This window comes from cyanobacterium endosymbiont of Rhopalodia gibberula (assembly GCF_003574135.1).
In the GTDB taxonomy this organism is placed as follows: Bacteria; Cyanobacteriota; Cyanobacteriia; order Cyanobacteriales; family Microcystaceae; genus Rippkaea.
In genome coordinates this window covers 840703-860868 of the sequence record NZ_AP018341.1, presented here as the reverse complement: position 1 = coordinate 860868, position 20166 = coordinate 840703, and the positions used below count along the sequence as shown (strand labels likewise).

Below are 20166 nucleotides of genomic sequence, written 5' to 3'. Positions count from 1 at the left end.
ATTCCTTTGTTTTTCTTAACTTTGTCTTTAATAATTAGTTCATTTTTTTAAAAAATTTCAGATATTTTTTGAAAATTATCATTATTTTTAGTTTTATCTTTGTTTATATAGAAAAAATAAATTTCTAAGCAATTAACTAATAACTATCCTTAAAGTTTTGTTGTTTACTTTGAGCTTGAGATTGTTCCCCAGCTGACGTGAAACCGAGGTGTAATCACCTCTATCTTCCAGTAGAGAATTATTAGAAGCTACAGAGCAAACGATAATGCCTCCAATTGAACATTGATCATAAGGCTAGAAAACGCCACCAATAATTAATTATTCTGACTGTAGTATGTTAACTAGTAAATTCTGTAATTCATTCTGATTAGGAGAAATCATTACTGAACAATTAACTCACTAAAAGGGGATTCTCTATCCCTAAGGAGTTTTGTTATTTCCACAACTATACCTATATCGTTCTCTAGGGAGTCAATTATCTACTCGATGTGTCGATTTTTCTATACATTGATGTGTAGAAAAATCGACACAATACTCATTGAACATCATAGTGCAGTTCCAATGAAGCATAAGCTACTTATATTGTTTCTGCCATTTTATTGACAGTATCATATAACTTATATTGAAGTTTATTTCACTGTCCTTGAAGCATTAGTCTTTGTTGGATATCACCGTTAATATAGTCACAAATAGTCTACTTATCAGTAATACAGTTATTTTAAGAATAATTTGAGGACTAAAGGCTTAATTCCGCTATTTTTCATAAACCATGTTCTGACTACAATCTAACAGAAAATAGTCAATCCTATTCTCACCCTACAGGAAAAATTTTCTTACTTTCCACTCCTAAGAATGTCAACCAAAGCGTATAATCCTAGTTTATAACTCTGCACACCAAAACCACTAATTTGTCCGATAACAATAGCAGCAATATAAGAATGATGGCGAAAATCTTCCCGTTTATAAACGTTACTCATGTGAACTTCAACAGTGGGGACTTTCACTGCAGATAAAGCATCCCTAATGGCAATGCTAGTATGGGTGTAGGCTCCGGCGTTAATGATAATCCCTTGGTATTTATCCGAAGAATCATGAATAGCATCTACTAAAATTCCCTCGTGATTGGATTGCATACATTCTAGATTAACGCCAAGACTATCTGCCTCTTCTGTTAGAAGGTAGTTTATACTATCCAAAGTGACAGAACCGTAAACAAGTGGTTCCCGTTTTCCTAAAAGATTTAGGTTAGGACCGTGAAGAACTAAAATATTGAGTCGCTTAAAAGTTTCAGAATACACTTCAGATCAACTGTGCCTAACGGCGGTGTTGTGGATCGTTGACAGGGACAGGGAGCAGCTCAGGTTCAGGCTCAGCTTGCGGACCTAGTAAGGTCTCAATCAACTTTTGTGCCCATTCTTTGAGCTTTTCCAGAACTTTCTCCAAATAGTCCATTAGTACAGACTGCTCCTGATGAATATGTTCAATTGGTTTTCTGTGAGGTTTGTCAGATCGGCAACAGAATCACTTCAAGACAGAATTCCCCCAAGAACTGCGCTAGTTGTTCTAATATTTACAACAACAAACTAGTTTATAAACAAATTTTATAGGCGTATCGATTTTAACACAAGGTTTTTGAGATAGACACTGCTTACGGTTAAAACATTGGAACGGTATTGAGGCAGAGGATCAACCATAAATTCATGGATATACTACCTCTGACCCATATGTACGAGTTCTGTCTCCTAAACTACCCCGTTAGCCTTCAACTGTCGACAGCTTGTTCAAGTTCTTCCTGGGCTCCCACGTCGGCATCTAGCTCTTTTGACGCAACTTTCTTGACTTTAATAGTCAAATAGCGAATTACTTCCTCACTTAAACGCATTGCTCGTTCTAAGGGGGCTATTTGAGGTCCTTCGCCTTGGTAGTTCATTTGAACATAAATTCCGTCAAAGTACCGTTGAATCGGGTAAGCTAACCGCCGTTTACCCCAAATCTTAGTTTGGAGATCGATTACATTGTACTCTTTTAGAAAATCTTCATATTTACTCACTTCTTGCTGCACCTGCTCTTCTGATAAACTGGGGCGCAGGATGTATAACATTTCGTAACTTTCACTCATAACGGTAATCTCCTTGTGGACAAATTGGCTCCTCTATGACTTTAGGCTCGAGAAGCAAGGGAAGTCTTTTGATACAGATCCAGATAAGATCATACTACGATCAAAAGATTTAACGCTAGTATATCTGTTACCCTTATCGACTTAAATCTATTTAACTGACCGTATACTGCTATGGCCCAACGCTATGTTAGAGTCAAAACGGCTCAAGGAAAAATCCACTACGGCTCCCTTAATCCCAACCGCACAGTGACAGTTTTAAATGCTGCTCCCTGGCAAGGGGGACAACTTACTGACATTATTTTAGGAGCTGATAATTATCATTTGTTAGCCCCTTGTTTTCCTTCTAAAATCATAGCAGTGGGGAGAAATTACCGTGCCCATACTGCTGAACTTGGGAATATGGTTCCTCAAGAACCTTTATTATTTCTTAAGCCTCCTTCAACTTTAACTCCTGATAGTCAGCCAATCTACTATCCTCCTCAGTCCCAACGGGTTGACTATGAGGGGGAATTAGCTCTAGTGATGGGTGAGATTACTAAAAATTGTTCCCCTCAACAAGCTCGCACCAAAATCTGGGGATATACCATTGCCAATGATGTCACCGCCCGCGATCTACAAAGAAAAGATGAGCAGTGGACAAGGGCTAAAGGGTTTGATAGCTTCTGTCCCCTCGGTCCTTGGATTGTGCGAGAATTAAGTGCAGGAGCTAGAATACAGACTTTTGTAAATGATGATCCTGAGCCTCGACAATCAGCGTTAATTCATGAAATGGTTTTTTCACCGCAAGCTGTGGTTTCTTATATCTCCCATATTATGACCTTAATGCCAGGGGATGTAGTTTTTACAGGAACACCAGAAGGGGTAGGTCCAGTTAAAGTAGGAGATAAGATTAGAGTTGAAATTGAAGGAATTGGTAGTTTAGAAAATCCTGTAATGCCTGCTTTTGTACCTCAAATTTCTAGTAACGAACTTGAGAATATGCCGCCTCAGAAATCGTAGGAATTTCAGCGTAACGCCCTAAAACTGACTGAATCATTGAATAGTAGGAAGCCGCAATGGAACCTAGAAATACAACGTTATACAGAGTTTCTATGAATAGACCACTATTGCCCAAAGCAGGCACGAGAACCCATTGCATAACTAGTTGAATCAACGATAGTAGAATTCCAATCAGAATAGTCTGCATAGTATTATAGCGGACAAAGTGGCTGATCCTATCATTGCGAACTACTCCCAAAAAGAGGATCATAAAAACTAGAAAACTACCAAACATCCCAAACAATTGAACGGAAAATCTGTAAACAAATGCAATGGGAAACCCTGGTAGTAAAAAGAAGCTAAAAACAGGAAATTGGTTAACTAAAAAGGTACTAAAAAATATTGTATCGAAAATAGCGAAACAATAAACTAAGGTTCCAAAAATGCGATCTTTAATCTCTATAGACCCACGCCAAGCCATAATACTTGTCTCCTATTGAGTGATTGATTATGTCTACTCTTTAATTTAACAAGATATGCTAGATTTTGTAACTTGATATTAATCATCAGCTGATGAAGCAATGACCGTTACATCCTACTTTGAATTATTTTGTTAACTGTTTACTGTTATCTACTGTTATCTTGTGTCTAAATAAGCTTTTTAATCTAAGTTTAGGGTTGAACTTTGTTTCAAATTTACTTCTTTTATTTTTCAATCCCTCTTGGAGATTATCTTCAATTTGTTTAGGAAATTTTTAAAGGTCTTTATTTTTTATAATAGACCTCTTTTTTGATGTATTTTTTGCTTATTACTTTATAAATTTTTAGTATTAATTACCTGGAGTATATTGAGATTTTTCTTAACTGTTTTATTATTTCTATAACATTAGATTTATATTTTTTTAGAAAAAAATATAAATCTAATGTTAAGTTAGTAGTAACTATTTGACTTGCACGCTAAATGTTGTTTTTAATTGGAGTCAATATTATTATTGTAATTGACAACTTAAAAAGTTTTTTTTTGCAATAAAAAAACTATATATTAGTATAATAAATGATTTTAATTTCCAAAATTATAGATATATTAAAAAATAAAAAAAATGTCATTAAATTTGATTAAATCTTTTTAGATATATAAAAAAATAAGTTGTATTTAAGTTTTAAAGTCCTTGCAAAACAAGACTTTTAGCTTTCGTTTATTACAACTTTTTTATGGCTAATCTAGATAAATTCTTGTTAGTATAAACATTATAATATAGCAAGGTAAAATGTAATAAGTAACACCATAGTAGTGAAGTTTATTAATTAAGTTAAATTATATTTAGTCTAGTATTGGATTTTCTTATGATACAAATATCTATACTTATTCTTTTTAAGAAAGTTTAAATCTAGTTAAATAGAACCTAATTAGTAAAAAAATACTAATCTTCTACATTCTCTTTAGTCTTTTAAAGACTAATCACTAGTAAAACGTTCTAATAAATCAGAATTCTTAATATATAAAAAAGATTGCTTGGAAAAACTGTATCTTCTTCTTTGATCGATTCCTTACCATTTTTTAAATGTAACCACAATTTTCGATTAAGTGATTGTTAAATGTATCTCAAAATTATCTATTCATAAAAAATAAAAGCTAACCTATAAAATTAATAAAAATAAACTAGTTTCTAGTAGTTTGATTATTTAATAATAAATATTTCTATTTATTATTAATTGGGAGAAGCTATATCATTAGGTGACTCAATACGAAAACAGACGAAACTCAACTTAACTAGTTAGCCAAATTATTTTAACTATATCAATCTTTTCAAGAACTATAGTAATCTCGCAATTTCTTCATGGTTATTGGTACATTAATTGGTTTTAAGTTGTGAAAATTTGTCAATAAAATAACTATTTTTAGTATAAATTTTACTTAATTATTCTCTATAATTGCAGTCTATAATGTTGTTTAACGACGTCTTTCATAAGAGTAAAGATTTTTTGAGTTTCTAAGACGAGATAAGTTTTTTAAGATTGCTTTCCATTGGGAGTATAAATATAATTGCTATTAAGCTCAATATATCAAGAGAGAATGAGAAGTTTACCATATTTTTGAGAACTGCTGTTAGTAATTTTTTTACAGAATAAAAGTTATATAGAATTGTATAAAACAAAAATTTTTATACTGATGAACTACTTATGTTACCTATTTCTAAGCTTCAGCATGAGGAGTTTATAGTTTTCCAAAAATATTCTAATAACTGATGATGGATTGATTGAAATATATTTAAGTTAAGTTCAATCCATATTTTTTAATGCTATCATTGACATGATACGATTATTTTAAGCGTAGTTCTCTTAATAAAAGTACGGAAATGACAGAACATAAAAATGTCTTGGGGACTAAATTAGTTGCATGTTGCACTTCCCCGATGACAGGATATTATCGAGACGGCTATTGTCGGACAGGGGGTCAAGATTATGAGGTCCATGTCGTCTGTGCCCAAATGAGTTCAGCATTTCTTGGGTTTACTAAATCTCAGGGTAATGATCTTAGCACTCCTATTCCTCAGTACAATTTCCCTGGGTTAAAACCAGGTGATCGCTGGTGTTTGTGTGCCTCACGCTGGCGAGAAGCCTTAGAAGTCGGGGTTGCTCCCAAAATTATCCTGGAAGCAACTCATGTTAGAGCATTAGAAATACTTTCTTTTAGTGACCTAAAACAATATGAGTTGAATTAATATTCCTCACGAATATAATTCGGGGAATTTCTTTTTCAAAAATTTATTTTGCTATAACTTCAGCAAACCACCAATAGTAGCGGACCGGTCTCTACAAGCGTTCGCACTTTGGAGCCAATCCGATGCTGCTCATCATACCCAAGTTTCTATTTAGAATATTCCAGGACTGTAAGTATTCATTACGGATAATATTGAGCCTTTCCCATTGTTTCATCAATGGCTTGGTATTGATAGCTTTTTTCTTTGACTTCAAATTTACAGACTGTCATTCAGTGCTGATTGTATTGGCGTCAATATAGGCTAGTATAGATCTTGTGGAGCTGCAACAAATTGCCTGTCAGTCTTATCCTCATAGGTAAGAAGTGAGGACTTGCACTCTTCGCTTTTTTGGTCATGATGATGATAATGATTAAGTAGTTTTTAACGAAAATGACTATTTCCAAAACTGAAGCTAAACAACTTCTAGAACGCCTAATTTTTGAGGATATCCATCCCCAAGATTGGGTCAACGACGTTTGGGGGTTAAGCCCCATGCATGGAGATAGTTGCGCAAAATTATTGGAGGCTTTCTATAATCTGATTGAACTTTGTCGAGAAGAACAATTGGAAAACCTACTTCAATCAATTTATCAAGAAAAACTTTGAAGTTTTGCCTCAAGAGATCTTAGGTATTCCGTGTTAACGCCAGATTCTCGTACTAGGGCGATCTTTCCGGTTCGTGCTATTTCTTTGAGCCCAAATTTGTTTAACATTTGGACAATGGCCACTATTTTACCAGGGTCACCAACCACTTCGATGGTAACTGTCTCTTCAGAAATATCAACAATTCTGGCTCGAAAGACCTGAGCTAGTTCGATCACTTCGGCACGATTAGAAGCTGATGCATTAACTTTAACGAGTATCAATTCCCGTTCTACACAGGGAGTCTGAGTAATATCATTAACTTTAAGAACGTTAATTAGCTTGTACAGTTGTTTAGTCAACTGCTCAATGCTGTCATTATCTCCAGGGACAACCATAGTTATACGAGAGACTCCCACCGTCTCAGTGGGTCCGACAGCTAAACTTTCAATATTAAAGCCACGACGGGCAAATAATCCTGCAATCCGAGTCAAAACTCCAGCTTCGTCTTCAACCAAAACAGATAGGGTATGTTTCATGCTTAATTCATTACTAAATCTGCTACAAAGTTCGGACTGGCTAACCATTTTTATAAAGGCTGTATTCTACACCTTACTATGACATGATCAGTTTCTCCTTAGCATATCATCCTACCATAATCAAGGATATTCGTAATATATAAAATATCTTCCCTATTTTTATCTGAGAGTTTAATTTTTTATTAATGAATAATAAAAAATTAAATAATTAATTGCGATAACTTATTTTAAGAATAAAAAATCTTGATTTTTAAAAGAATAGAGACGAAACATTAGAACCTGACAATCAGAGTTTAAATAATTTTCAAGAATAAGCTGTTTTGCATTTAAACTGAGTATAGTCTAAATCCATAGATAAAGGAGTATTAATAATGATGAATGCTGATACTGTCACTTCTATTGGTTCTCATAGTAAACTTAGAGAATTAGTTCGTGTCCAACTTCAACTTTTACTAGAGCAGAAAAACTATGAAGGGGTTAAAACTTTGCTTGTTCCTGTTCAACCTGTAGATATTGCTGAAGCAATTGAAGACTTGCCAAAAACCTTACAGATAATAGCCTTTCGTCTTCTGACAAAATCAGAAGCAATAGATGTTTATGAATATCTTGATCCGATGGTACAACAATCTTTAATTAAAGAATTTCATGATCAAGAAGCCATCGCTATTGTTAATGATATGTCTCCAGATGATCGAGCTAGATTATTTGATGAATTACCCCCTAAATTAGTCAGAAGGTTAATTGCTCAAATTGCTCCAAAAGAACGAGAGTTCACTGCTCTCCTATTAGGTTACCAAAGCGACAATGCAGGGCGACTTATGACCCCTGAATATATTGCCCTTAAAGAACATTTGACAGCAACCCAAGCACAAGAAAAACTAAGAACATTAGCTCATAAATCAGAAGTTAATTATTATATTTATGTAACGGATATTAATAAACGTCTCATTGGTATTTTATCTCTTAAGGATTTAATTATTGCTGAACCAGATCAAACTTTAGGGGAAATTATGACACAGGATGTAATTTATACTTATACTAATACTGATCAAGAAGAAGTTGCTAGACTTATTCAACGTTATGATTTATTAGCTTTACCGATTGTGGATAAAGATGAAAATCTTTTAGGAGTTATTACTGTTGATGACGTTATTGATATAATTCAAGAAGAAGCGACCGAAGATTTTTATAAAATGGTAGCGGTAGAATCTCAAGGAGATAACTACTTCCAAGTAGGGCTATTTGAAGTAATAAAAAAACGAATTCCTTGGCTGTTATTATTGTTAATAACTAATTCAGTAACGGTAATTATTTTAAGTCAGTATAAAGCGGTATTAGATGAAGCTGTTGCCCTAGCCTTTTTTACACCTTTACTAATTGGCGCAGGAGGAAATGTAGGAGCGCAATCTTCGACCGTTGTTATTCGTGGATTAAGTACAGAAGCTTTACGGGATAAAAAACCTATTAGTGTTATTATTCGCGAATTAGTTAGTGGTGGATTATTGGGAATTATTTTAGGACCATTAGTGATTATTGGGATTTTTTTATTTTTGGGACACCAAGAAGTGGGTTTAACGGTAGGCATAAGTTTATTAGTAATTACCATAATTGCTGCAACAACTGGGGCAGCATTCCCTTATATTTTTAAATCTTTTGGTTTAGATCCTGCCTTGATGTCTGCTCCTTTTATTACTACCATTGTTGATATTTTAGGGATTATTATTTATCTTAATTTGGCCAAATTATTTCTAGGTATATAAGATTTATTTTTCTGAAAAATAGATTTAAAAATTAACAATTAATACATAAAATAGAGTTCTTAACAAGTCAAGAAGTAATCTTAAAAATATCGTCTGTCGTCAACTTAGATTACTACTAGAATAAAAAACTATAAAGGGGCACCATCTTTTTTATTAGAATTTTACCGAACTTTTGATGTAGAACTAATTAGTGAAATGCTAAGTAAATAAACTTTAAAGATAAAAATTGATAAGTCTTCTAAATTTATAGGCTCTTTTTTTTGATTGGTATTGAAAATTTATTTAGCTTCTCATTCAAGAGTTTTTTTATTGTTAAGAAAAATTATAGTAATTAATTTTATAAATTCTACTCGGATAGAAGTCTTTCATCAATCTTACAGTAGAACACACCAAATTTTTGAAGACTTAGTTAGATGAGATAAAAATTCTGTATAATTGCATTAAGTATATAAACTTTTTTTATATAAAAAACAGCGATGAATGATTGTCTTTTAAGTTAACTTTAAGCAACATAGATGAGCGTAAAATTGTTCTTGAGTTAGGGTAAAATTTAATAAATTATTTAGATACCGAGAACATATTGTTTTAAAACCTTTTGAAGGACTTTATTAACAAGAATTTCAATTAATTACTTATCATCAATATCAAGCGAAAAAAGTTGGTAAAACTAATTAATAAAATTGTATTTTACAATTATTCTGTTATTGAAACAATCAACGAAAAACTTAAAAATATTTCTCAGATTTAATGTTTCTAATGTTAAAGTGTTTGGAACTATTTTGTTAACCTTTCTGATCGACTAATAGTTTATACTTATTTGCCTGAAAAATATTCTCTAGATTTAGAGTTAATAAGTAAGTCGTCTTTGTTCTCTTTTATTTTTAAACAACAACTGTGGTTTTGACTATTGATGATTACTGTTTCAGATAATCACTGACCTTGTCGTATTTTGACTTAGATACAGTATGTTTTTTGATGTATCGGTTTAATGGTTTGATGAATTGTTCTTGAGACTTATGTAGCGGTTTATAAGAGAATTAACTCCTAATCAATCTAAAGTCAAAAGCCACTTCATTGTTACTCAGTTGTCTTAAGCATACTGCAGGGCATCTTATTACTTCCCAGTATACCCAAGGTACCTAGACATTAACAGCAGAAGAATTACAAGGAGGAATATACCAATGAGTTCAAATATTTGAACTCATTTTTTTTGATAAAACAGACAAATTACACCAACTACTAAGAATTATTTCCTTAAATTATCAGAAAGAGAAATATACAACATATGTAAAATAGTAGCTCTATAATTAGAAGAGTATGATTACTTTAAAAGTAATTTAGCGTATTTTTTAGCTATTAATTTATTAATCACTAACTCGGCTACTGTATTCAGTATAAGTCTCTATAAAACAGTTTCGAATTCTGTTGTTATTTTAGTATTTTCTACTGTATTATTAATTAATACAAGGAGAAATATTGAGACGTTATCTTTAACAGTTATTATTCGGAGATTGAGTATCGATAAATCTAACTATAGAAAACCTCGTTTTGTGATCTGACGAGAATGTAATGACTAGAAGAATCTTGAATATTCTCTTAACTGAAGATGACCGTTAGTCTTGGTTTAACTATTATTTAGTATCCTGGCAGCAGCAAGCAGGACAACGTTACCTTTTCTTATTTATTTATTTTAATTTAAAGACTGCTTTAGTATTCGCACAACTTATCATAATGATTATGGATATTAACTATAATTTGAGTTTGTCTTAAAACTGCTAGGTTGCTACTACAAATTTTAAGGGGTTAATCAATTCTAGAAAACAACATCTCTGCCTGTACAACTACTTGTTCATCAACTACACCTTGCCCTTTCATTTTAGCAATACGATTCCGTTTAAACGTTAATAATTCTACTGTCAAAACTAACTGATCGCCTGGAACTACAGGAAGACGAAAACGTACTTTATCAATGCCTGCAAAAGCAAAAAACTGGCCTTTCATCCCAGGAAGTAAAGTTAAAATAACCCCTCCAACTTGCGCCATTGATTCTATAATTAATACCCCTGGCATAATGGGACGAGCAGGAATATGTCCAGTGAAAAACTGCTCATTAATGGTCACATTTTTAATCCCGACAGCTTTTTCTCCAGGAACATAATCAATAATGCGATCAACCAAGGCAAAAGGATAGCGATGGGGAAGTAATTCTTGGATTTCTTGAACGGTCAAAGTTGTTCGAATGGAAGAACTTTCCATCGATTCTTGTTTATTTTTATTTAACTCTTGAGAGGTCTGAGTCGTATCAGTATTAGTTACAGTGGACATAGAATTTCGTTATGATGATTGGTTATCCGAAATTTAATCAGATCCCTCTTATTGTTTCATATTTTTAGCTCACATCTAAATCAGATTGTAAAATTAGTTTAGAAGAACTACAATCGTAACAGTTAACCAAACACTTTGGTAAAAAATGTTTGAGCAATTAGATAACTGTTACTGTAAGTACACTCAGCGACAGGAATTAATCTTTTTTGAGCCTCGAAAGTTCGTTTGGTTTAATAACCCCTTTTTCTGTAAAAATGGCATCAATTAAACTGGCTGGCATGATGTCAAAAGCTGGGTTATAATAATCGACACCCTTAGGACAAAGTTGAGTATCTCCTACCTGATAAATTTCAGATGGGTGACGTTCCTCGATAGTAATTTTATCTCCGTTCTCTAAGTCAAAATCAATAGTAGATAAAGGGGCTGCAACAAAAAAGGGAACATTGTGCATTTTTGCTACAATTGCTAGGGCATATGTCCCAATTTTATTAGCAGTATCCCCATTAGCAGCAATTCTATCAGCCCCCACTACCACTGCATCAATTTTTCTAAGTTTCATACAGTGAGCGGCCATATTATCACTAATGACAGTAACTGGAATACCTTCTTGTACACATTCCCAGGCGGTTAATTTAGCTCCTTGAAGACGAGGCCGAGTTTCATCGGCGTAGACCCTTTTTAATCTTCCCCTAGTCCAGGCTGAACGAATTACTCCCAAAGCTGTACCATATCCAGCCGTTGCTAATGCACCTGCATTACAGTGAGTAAGGATAGTTAATTGTTGAGGACTATTAGGCAATGCTTCTAAGCCATACTGACCAATTTTATAACAAGTTTGTAAATCTTCTGTTTGAATAGTTTGAGCTGTTTTCAGCAGAATTTTTTTAATCTCTTCGACTGTTCCCACACTTTCATAGGCTGTCCTTAGCATCCGAGAAATTGCCCAAAATAGATTAACGGCTGTAGGGCGAGTCTCTCGCAGTTTTTGGGCTACAGTTTCAAGGTATATTAAAAACTTATTCACTTGTTGCGTTTGAATCTCCCTTGCCCCTAAATACATGCCATAGGCCGCCGCAACTCCAATAGCTGGGGCACCTCTGACGATCATAGTTTTAATTGCTTTAGCCATGTCTTCATAACGGGTAATTTCTACCAAGGTATATTTATGAGGCAACATCGTTTGATCAATGAGCAACACCTTGTCCTTATTCCAGAGAACAGGATAGATAGGAAGAATTGGTGATTTCATAGACAACAACAATCAAGCAAAACTAATTTTAATTAAATCTTAATATAAGATACCCGATAAACATCATTTTTGACTATAAGATGATCAGTATATTTATTAAAATTTAAAAAATTTTTATTTTAATGTTCTTAACAAGATGCTTTTAGCATTTAACATAACTCAATATAAAATATTGCGCGATTTTGAGCCAACCTAAGAAACTTAAAAATAAGATAATCATTCAATCACTCCTATGAATAAAAACTAGAACTTATGTACTGTATTTAATAGTTACTAACTACCACAATATTATAATTAGTGGTCAAGTTCTTACCCGAAGATTCTGTCGAAAGATAGTAATTCAGCTAAAATACAAGAACAGTAGTGATCACCCAATTAACTAAGTAGATTTCTTGAGGAGATCTTGTACTAGATTTTTATGGACTAAATTTTACTTCAAATTAAAATAGCCTAGTCAATAGCAGAACAAACACTAGTTCAATAATTAATGTCATAATTAACCTCTTGATTGATAATTGATCAATACTGATATTTAAGTTTTCTATTTATAGATAAAAATATTCAGATATAAAAATTTATCTAAGTGTATCAAACTTTATCAAAAAAATAATTGAATACATCGAATACCAGATATTATCATACTTAAGTATATTTTCGTCAAAAAGGTAATTAAATTTAAATTTTAAAAACTACATCTGAAAAGAAATATTTAATTTGATTTAAACTGTTATTTTTTTCTATGTTTAACTTATTTAGGTTTAGTAAAACTAATTTTAATTATGACTGCCAACATTCCCCGTAGTAATAATTAGTTCTATTTTATCAGAGAAAATATTCACAGTTTGCAAAAATTAAAACCCGGTATTGTTCCGATTAAAAATAGAATAGATTGTCTAATTTTTTAAAAAAATTAGACAATCTATTTATGATCTTTTAAAGAGTTTAGTTTTTTAATAAAAAAAATTGAACGATGAAGAAGTTTACAGTAGAGATGAAGTTCCATTAATTATCAAAAAAAATGGCTTCAATGATAGCTTATTCTTTGATAGTCATGTTATTTTCTCGAAAATATAAATCTAGTTGAATCGAGAGATGGCAGAATATCTGAGGTACGTACATGGCAGTTATTCAATATTTTAATCTTCCTTAAGATTTTAGTAGCACTGAACAAGATATTTGGGCTGAATTGAAATAGACAAATACTCGTTAACTTTATGACCCCTAATAAAGAGTTGTTTTATGGGGTGAGTACTAGATTATCCATTTTTTTTTAAACTTTTTTATTTGTCTTAACCTAAAGTCTAAAAATAAATAAAGACCATTTCAATACGTTGCTCAAAATCAGCTATCCTAACAAAGGAAAAATTTTAGCTAAGGGGTTGAGTCTTCGGTGTTAGACTTAAAACAGATTCGAGAAAATCCAGAACGCATTCAAGAACGTCTTAATCGTCGCAGTGGTTCCAGTGAATATGATTTAAGTTTTATTGTAGACCGTGATCGTGCTTCACGGGAATTAGAAGTCACTCGAACTCAATTACAAGCCCGTAGCAACGAAATTGGGAAACTCATTGGACAAAAGATTAAAAATGGTAGTACCCCCAAAGGGGAAGAAATTGAAGTCCTTAAAGCTGAAGGAAATTATCTAAAAAAACAGATAAACACATTAGAAACCCGAGAAAAAGAATTAAAAGCTGAAATAGAAACTTTATTACTTCAACTTCCTAACCTTCCGAGTGACTCGACTCCCCTAGGTAAAGATGAGACAGAAAATTTAGAAGTCCGTCGCTGGGGAGACGAATATCTACCAAAAATTGAAGTCCTCCCCCACTGGGAAGTAGCCGAAAAATTAGGAATTTTAGAAGTAGAGAGGGCGGTAAAAATAGCCAAAAGTCGCTTTATTGCTCTAATGGGAGCAGGAGCGGCTCTAGAACGTGCTCTAGTTAATTTTATGCTTGATCGCCAAATAGAAGTTGGTTATCTTGAGGTGGTGCCCCCTGTCTTAATTAATAGCACTTCTTTGGAAGGAACTGGACAATTACCGAAATTTGCCGAAGAAAGCTTTAAATGTAGCGAAGATGACCTCTGGTTAGCCCCCACTGCGGAAGTTCCTTTAACTAACTTGTATCGAGAGGAAATATTGGAGGCGGAACAACTTCCTATCAAACATTGTGCCTACACTCCTTGTTTTCGACGAGAAGCAGGGAGTTATGGAAAAGATACCCGTGGACTAATTCGTCTTCATCAGTTTAATAAAGTGGAGTTGGTGAAGATTGTCCATCCTCAAACGTCTGAGGCAGAACACCAAAGCTTAGTGAACAACGCTGAAGCCATTTTAAAGGCGTTAAAATTGCCTTATCGAGTTTTGGAATTGTGTACTGGTGATTTAGGGTTTGGGGCGAATAAGTGTTACGATCTGGAGGTTTGGTTGCCATCGTCAGGAACCTATCGAGAGATTTCAAGTTGTTCTAATTGTGGAGATTTTCAGGGAAGACGGGCTAATATTCGCTTTAGAGAAAAAGGTAAAAAAGGCACTCAATATGTCCATACTTTAAATGGTTCAGGGTTAGCAGTTGGTCGCACTATGGCTGCAATTTTAGAGAATTATCAAAAGCCTGATGGAACTGTTAAGATTCCTGATGTTTTACAACAATATTTAAAACGAGATATCATATAACTTTATTGGGGTAGACATAAAATTTTGTTTTTCCTTAATGATTTTTAGCTTCGATTGCTCTTACTCACTCTACTGAGTTACAGACTGACCAAAGTTAAAATTGAATGGCTTCGGTTACTAAATATCCGTATTCTAGTACAATAATACGAGCAGCCAGCTCCAAAATCCAATTGTTGTAAGTAACAATTAAAACAGTACAGCCTTACCCTTAAACCAAATACATTATAAGCAGATTTACTATCAAAGTAAGCAGTATATTTGTTGAATACACGTACTTTAGTATAACTAACTAAAGTATGTGCAGGAGTTAATAGACATAATAAATTATCTTTCTTGAAAGAAGTTACCAACATTATAGTAGTACAAATTTTAACCAGTAACTGTTTTTCTCTACTAATTTCTGTCCTAAAACTTGTAAACTACCTATTTATTGTAATTTAAATCCTCTTATTATGATTGATAAATTTGTTTCTTATAAATTTAGTTTATATTTAAAAATTACCACTTTTCCGCTTTTTAAAATTTAATTTTTATAAAAGAAAATCTCAATAAATAGATTTTCTTTTATAAAAAGATTGATGTTTATCATGACATTTTTATGTCTACTTTTAAATAATTTTTTTTAAAAAATGATATCTTCTGTGTCAACTATTTTAAGCTTATAAAAAGCTACTGTGTTAGACATGCAACATATTAATTACTTTAGATATTATCATTACAATAATCAACTATCTAATTGGTTTAGGTACATTTTCTGTAGAGAAACTTTGATATATAAAAATTCATAAGAAATTCAACATAACTCAAAATAATTACTTATTATAAAGTAATATTAATAGATAGAAATATGTATATTCTATAGTCTTTAATATTGTCTATTCGTACAGACAATTGTTTATATTTATATATAGAATTCAATAAATAATATTATCTTCTTAATAAGAGTATTTATTGCAAACCCTATTTTTTCCTCAAAAAACTAATCATAGTTTGATTGTGCTAAAAGTATTTATTATTTTTTATGATTTTTTTATAGAAAATAATTTATCTTTGCTCAACATCAGCATGAAGTTTTCATTTAAAATTATTAAAGGTTAACACCTTTTCTACTTTGGAAAAAGCTATTCAAAACTGACATTAATTAGTAATTGAAGTTTTAAATGATTTTTATCAATTAAACAAAAGCATGAATAAAAAAGACTATCAAATAAAAAAATATCCTATAGGTTGATAACCGAAGTATTTTTTCTGGTTCCGGATAGATTATATTTTTATCAGGATTTAAACTTGCCATAAAAATAAATGTTTTTTCTTTTTATAGAAAAGTATCTTTCTATTTAATTAGAAAGATAAGCAATATATTCAATATTATTAGTCTCTTATTTTTTATAAAGTATCTAAAGACTACATCAAAAAAAAGTTAACTAATTCTGTCAAAATCTCTAATTATCTAATTATTAAAATATCAACAATTTTTTTTGACGTATAATTTAATTTAACAATTTTATTAATATCATCAATCTTTCCCTCCAGATAGCGATCAATTTTCAGAACTTTACCATCCTTAGGAGCTTTAATATCGCCTAAGTCTAAATTAGTTTGAGCTTCTTTTAGTTCAGCTACGACTTTATCTACTTCCACTCAGATTTTTTAGACATCAACAGCACAAACTTCAGCGATACAATTCAAGGCGGCTTTTGTTTATTTTATCGCTCTAGTTAAATCATTGATTTTTTTGTAAATTATACTTTTCTTTCTTGAATTTGTTCGCTAAGAACATTAATAATTTTATTTAGTTTCTCCTGATATTTTGTTTAGATCTCTCTAACTGTATCTAAAAATAGCTAACACTTATTCAACTCCCATTCAAAAAATATCTTCTTGATAGCTAAGACTTTATGGCTTACATATTCCGATTGTATATCTTTTAATTCAGCTTCTAAACCTTTAACGATGATGGTTGATTGCTGTTTTTCCCCAATTAATTCTCTTTTGAGACGTGCCAAATTAACCTGAATTAGTGGACCTCTCTCAGCTAATTTAGCTTCTAAAGATTCAATAGCAGCTTTTTGTACTTAAATTTTTTGATTTCCCATCTGTTTTGATAATGGCTAAACCTACTCGAGCCAGACTAACTGTTTGCTAGTCCACTTCGACCTTCCCACTGACTGTATTTAATAATGGCATAACTGTCGGAAGCTAACTGCTCCTAATGACTGGGCTTGGGTTTATTTAAGGGTTTAAATTCGCTTGGTTCCTACAGTTAGTAATATCAGCATACTCGAGGCAATCACCCATCGTTTTTCTGGAAAAGGGACAAGAAAGGTTTTTAACTTATTTAATTATAGCTTCAAATTTTTTATGAAGACATTTCAATAAAGTAATTCACCGACAATAAAGGTCTCGATTTGAGATGAAAGTTACTCTTTATACAAAGTTTAAAATAAAGAACCCAGAATAGTAAAACTGGACTGTTGTAGCATTTGACTGTACACTTGCTCCAAGTGGATGATGTTATCATTGAGATTATATTTTTCTAGAACTCGTTGTCGTGCTTTTTGTCCTAAAAGTTGAGTGATATCAGGGTGATCTTGAAATAGAGGGAGCAACGTTTTTAATTGAGTGGTCACGCCCTGGGTATTAAGCACAATTCCCGCCCCATCAGCCAAGACTTCCCCATCAGCCCCCGCATCCGTCGCTATACAAGCTAACCCACAGGACATGGCTTCAAGAAGGGACAAAGACAACCCTTCCACTAACGAGGGAAGGATAAAGACATCAGCTCCGCGTAGAATGTCGATGCGTTGTTGTTCATCAGCGACAAACCCCAACCAGTGGATACCACACTCTGTTCCGTAAAACGGTTCTAACGATGCTTTTAAGGGACCGTCTCCCACTATGAGTAATTTACTTTTCGAGCCCATTTTAGTATGTTTCCAAGCCTTGAGTAAAGCTTCAACATTTTTTTCGGTAGCGATGCGTCCCACATAAACGAAAAGACGTTTAGCAAAAAACTTAGATTTAAGATGAGATACACCAGGAGAATACTTGTCTGTATGTACCCCATTAGGAATTACTGCTAATTTTTTAGTAGGAACTCCTAGTTTAATTAGTAAATCTCGTTGTAACTGAGAAAAAACGATGACTTTATCATAGTGAGCTAAAAATGGTGCATAGAACTGATAAGTCAAAAATTGAGTACTTGATTTAAGATTACGAAGTTTACTATCAAAGGCAGGATGGAAGGTTGCTATTAGAGGTAAATTGAGAGCTTGACAAATTTCAGGAAGTCGAAAATCTAAAGGGGAAAGAGTTAGAGAAGCATGAACCAAATCAGGTTTGAGATCCTCCAAAGACTGCATCAAAATTCTGTTTGATCTGGGCGTTGGAATCGTATAAATTTGGGATTTATATAGAAATGGAAGAAAAACTTCCGGACAATCAGGCCAATTAGAAGAATGAACTTCTTCTTGAGCAAAATGAAGAAAACTAACGTTATATCCTCGATCTAGAAGAGCATTAGTCACTTCCCGACCATAGGTAACATTTCCGCAGAAAGGAGATTTTTTCCCTAGCCAAGCAATATGCATTAAAATGAAGAGATTTAATTAAGTTAAATAGATTCAATATACCGTAAATTAACATCTAGTTACATCTGTGTACAGAGGAAAACTTATCTTAAAGCTAGACATTTGAAAATTAATCCCTAGAAAAAATTGATTAGGTTAATCACTCAGCCTAATTCTTTGACTGAGAATATAAGTCTTTTTCCTGTCCCAAAGCAAAACCTAGGGAATGTTTGAGACTTTTATTGGACCGACTCATAAATATTATCATGGCGATGGTAGCCAAACTACCATCTAAAGCAAACATGGAACGATAACTTATCATTTGTCCTAAAATTCCTAGAATTGGACCAGCTATGGCTAGTCCTAAGTCAAACCCTCCCATACATACCGAATAAACTCGACCTCGTTCGGAAGGAGAAGATCGATCAGAAATAAGCGAAATCATCATGGGAATTAGAATTCCCGCTCCCATTCCTTCAAAAATAGCTCCTAGGAGTAGGTCTCTGTAACTGTGCGCTTGGGTTAACAAACCCATAGAGGTTACGTAACAAACAAGACTAATAGTAATAAATAGTCCTCTACCATAGCGATCAGATGCTTGTCCCGAAACAACCCGCATAATGAAACTTGCAACAGCAACAGTGGTGTAAAACAAGCCGGCACTTAATCCCAAGGCAGTTTCCCGTAAAAATAGCGGTAAAAATGCCATTAACGTCCCAAAGACTAATCCAATCAATAACAGAATAAGAGTCGGAACCAAAATCGAGGGACTACTTAACAGTTGCCTAAAATTTCGAGGAGGTACGTCAGATATCGTTGAGTCGAAACTTATGTTACGATTACGGGGTTTCTCCTGAATCTGAGAAGCGAGTAGATAACCCCAAAATCCGATGCAAGCAGTTGTTAAAAAGAACAATTGGTATCCCCGAGACTCCTTTAAAAAAGTCCCCATGGCTGGGCCAATTGCCATGCCAATTGGAGCTCCCAAATTCATATAACCTATGAGTTGTCCTCGCTGTTTAATAGGAGATAAATCTATTACCAACGTACTATAACCGGTGGTAAAAGCCGCTAAACTGATGCCATGAAAGGTGCGAACAGCTATCAGTGGCCAAATAGACTGAACTAAAAGATAGCCAATAGGAGCAAGTGTGGCAACTAACATACCAATGCGAACTACTAATGTACGACTATACCCATCAGCTAAGTATCCTAATCCAGTGCGAGAACAAATTAGCCCAATGGCAAAACTTCCCATGACTAACCCAACTTGAGTTGTTGTCCCACCAATATCTTCAATATAAATAGGTAAGGTGGGAAGAAGACTCGTTAAACTTGTCCAAAATAGTAGATTTGCACTAAATAAAAGTGAAAGATTGCGTCTTTTATCTCGGTCAAGAGACCTAAAAGTATTAAAAATAGTCACGGGTTAAAGTGGGCGGACGAGTGGTCTTTATAGTTATTCTTAACACATAATTATCAAAATAACCCTGAAAATTACCATGAGTAAAGTTTAATTTTTGTCTTAGGAAGACTTAACGAAAACTAATGGCTAACAAATTCCCTGAAAACAATAGTGAATCATGTCCAGAGTAATTCCAAATACAAG

16 protein-coding genes are annotated in these 20166 nt (G+C 33.2%); 5 read left to right on the top strand and 11 right to left on the bottom strand.

The features are described from left to right. Positions 1 to 833: 833 nt before the first annotated feature. The 3 genes from aroQ to rpsF form a co-directional block, all read right to left on the bottom strand. Positions 834 to 1298: a type II 3-dehydroquinate dehydratase gene (gene aroQ, locus RGRSB_RS02740; RefSeq protein ID WP_119259740.1), complete on the bottom strand. Its 465-nt coding sequence runs from the start codon at positions 1296 to 1298 to the stop codon at positions 834 to 836. A 16-nt stretch (positions 1299 to 1314) separates the two neighbouring features. Then, entirely contained in the window at positions 1315 to 1452 is a 138-nt protein-coding gene (locus RGRSB_RS09980) for a hypothetical protein (RefSeq protein WP_172582019.1), read from the bottom strand. Positions 1453 to 1762: 310 nt separating this feature from the next. Then, complete coding sequence (rpsF, locus tag RGRSB_RS02735; RefSeq protein WP_119259739.1) at positions 1763 to 2119, bottom strand: 30S ribosomal protein S6; 357 nt, start codon at positions 2117 to 2119, stop codon at positions 1763 to 1765. A 171-nt stretch (positions 2120 to 2290) separates the two neighbouring features. Here rpsF and RGRSB_RS02730 point away from each other — a divergent pair, with 171 nt between their 5' ends. Further along, positions 2291 to 3118: a fumarylacetoacetate hydrolase family protein gene (locus tag RGRSB_RS02730; protein ID WP_119259738.1), complete on the top strand. Its 828-nt coding sequence runs from the start codon at positions 2291 to 2293 to the stop codon at positions 3116 to 3118. Here the strand turns inward: RGRSB_RS02730 and RGRSB_RS02725 are convergent. Continuing rightward, a complete protein-coding gene (locus RGRSB_RS02725; protein WP_119259737.1) occupies positions 3078 to 3578 on the bottom strand; it encodes a Tic20 family protein in 501 nt (166 codons plus the stop codon). The two genes, RGRSB_RS02730 and RGRSB_RS02725, sit on opposite strands and share 41 nt — an antisense overlap. 1876 nt (positions 3579 to 5454) lie before the next feature. Between RGRSB_RS02725 and RGRSB_RS02720 the strand changes: the two genes are divergently transcribed. Both RGRSB_RS02720 and RGRSB_RS02715 read left to right on the top strand, forming a co-directional pair. After that, a complete protein-coding gene (locus RGRSB_RS02720; RefSeq protein ID WP_119259736.1) occupies positions 5455 to 5820 on the top strand; it encodes a DUF2237 family protein in 366 nt (121 codons plus the stop codon). Positions 5821 to 6249: 429 nt separating this feature from the next. After that, positions 6250 to 6465, top strand: a complete 216-nt coding sequence (locus RGRSB_RS02715) for a hypothetical protein (protein WP_119259735.1) — start codon at positions 6250 to 6252, stop codon at positions 6463 to 6465. On the opposite strand, the gene ilvN is transcribed toward RGRSB_RS02715, so the two are convergent. After that, positions 6450 to 6980, bottom strand: a complete 531-nt coding sequence (ilvN, locus tag RGRSB_RS02710) for an acetolactate synthase small subunit (protein ID WP_119259734.1) — start codon at positions 6978 to 6980, stop codon at positions 6450 to 6452. The two genes, RGRSB_RS02715 and ilvN, sit on opposite strands and share 16 nt — an antisense overlap. 371 nt (positions 6981 to 7351) lie before the next feature. On the opposite strand from ilvN, the gene mgtE reads away from it, so the two are divergent. Beyond that, complete coding sequence (gene mgtE / locus RGRSB_RS02705; protein ID WP_420823000.1) at positions 7352 to 8740, top strand: magnesium transporter; 1389 nt, start codon at positions 7352 to 7354, stop codon at positions 8738 to 8740. Positions 8741 to 10543: 1803 nt separating this feature from the next. Here mgtE and fabZ read toward each other — a convergent pair. Further along, positions 10544 to 10996: a 3-hydroxyacyl-ACP dehydratase FabZ gene (fabZ, locus tag RGRSB_RS02700; RefSeq protein ID WP_232014598.1), complete on the bottom strand. Its 453-nt coding sequence runs from the start codon at positions 10994 to 10996 to the stop codon at positions 10544 to 10546. 265 nt (positions 10997 to 11261) lie between these two features. Further along, positions 11262 to 12314 (bottom strand): S-methyl-5-thioribose-1-phosphate isomerase, encoded by a 1053-nt coding sequence (gene mtnA, locus RGRSB_RS02695; RefSeq protein ID WP_119259731.1) that lies wholly within the window; start codon positions 12312 to 12314, stop codon positions 11262 to 11264. 1390 nt (positions 12315 to 13704) lie between these two features. Here mtnA and serS point away from each other — a divergent pair. Further along, positions 13705 to 14988, top strand: coding sequence for a serine--tRNA ligase (serS, locus tag RGRSB_RS02690; RefSeq protein ID WP_119259730.1), 1284 nt, complete (start codon positions 13705 to 13707; stop codon positions 14986 to 14988). A gap of 1446 nt (positions 14989 to 16434) precedes the next feature. On the opposite strand, the gene RGRSB_RS02685 is transcribed toward serS, so the two are convergent. From RGRSB_RS02685 to RGRSB_RS02675, 4 genes are all read right to left on the bottom strand, one after another. Next, positions 16435 to 16629: a hypothetical protein gene (locus RGRSB_RS02685; RefSeq protein ID WP_119259729.1), complete on the bottom strand. Its 195-nt coding sequence runs from the start codon at positions 16627 to 16629 to the stop codon at positions 16435 to 16437. 203 nt (positions 16630 to 16832) lie between these two features. Continuing rightward, positions 16833 to 16994 carry a hypothetical protein gene (locus RGRSB_RS09975; RefSeq protein ID WP_172582018.1) on the bottom strand — a complete coding sequence of 54 codons (162 nt, stop codon included), beginning with the start codon at positions 16992 to 16994 and terminating at the stop codon, positions 16833 to 16835. 432 nt (positions 16995 to 17426) lie between these two features. Next, on the bottom strand, positions 17427 to 18578 hold the full coding sequence (locus RGRSB_RS02680) for a glycosyltransferase family 4 protein (protein WP_119259728.1): 1152 nt from the start codon (positions 18576 to 18578) through the stop codon (positions 17427 to 17429). Between the two features lie 148 nt (positions 18579 to 18726). Beyond that, positions 18727 to 19983 carry an MFS transporter gene (locus tag RGRSB_RS02675; RefSeq protein WP_119259727.1) on the bottom strand — a complete coding sequence of 419 codons (1257 nt, stop codon included), beginning with the start codon at positions 19981 to 19983 and terminating at the stop codon, positions 18727 to 18729. Positions 19984 to 20166: the final 183 nt, after the last annotated feature.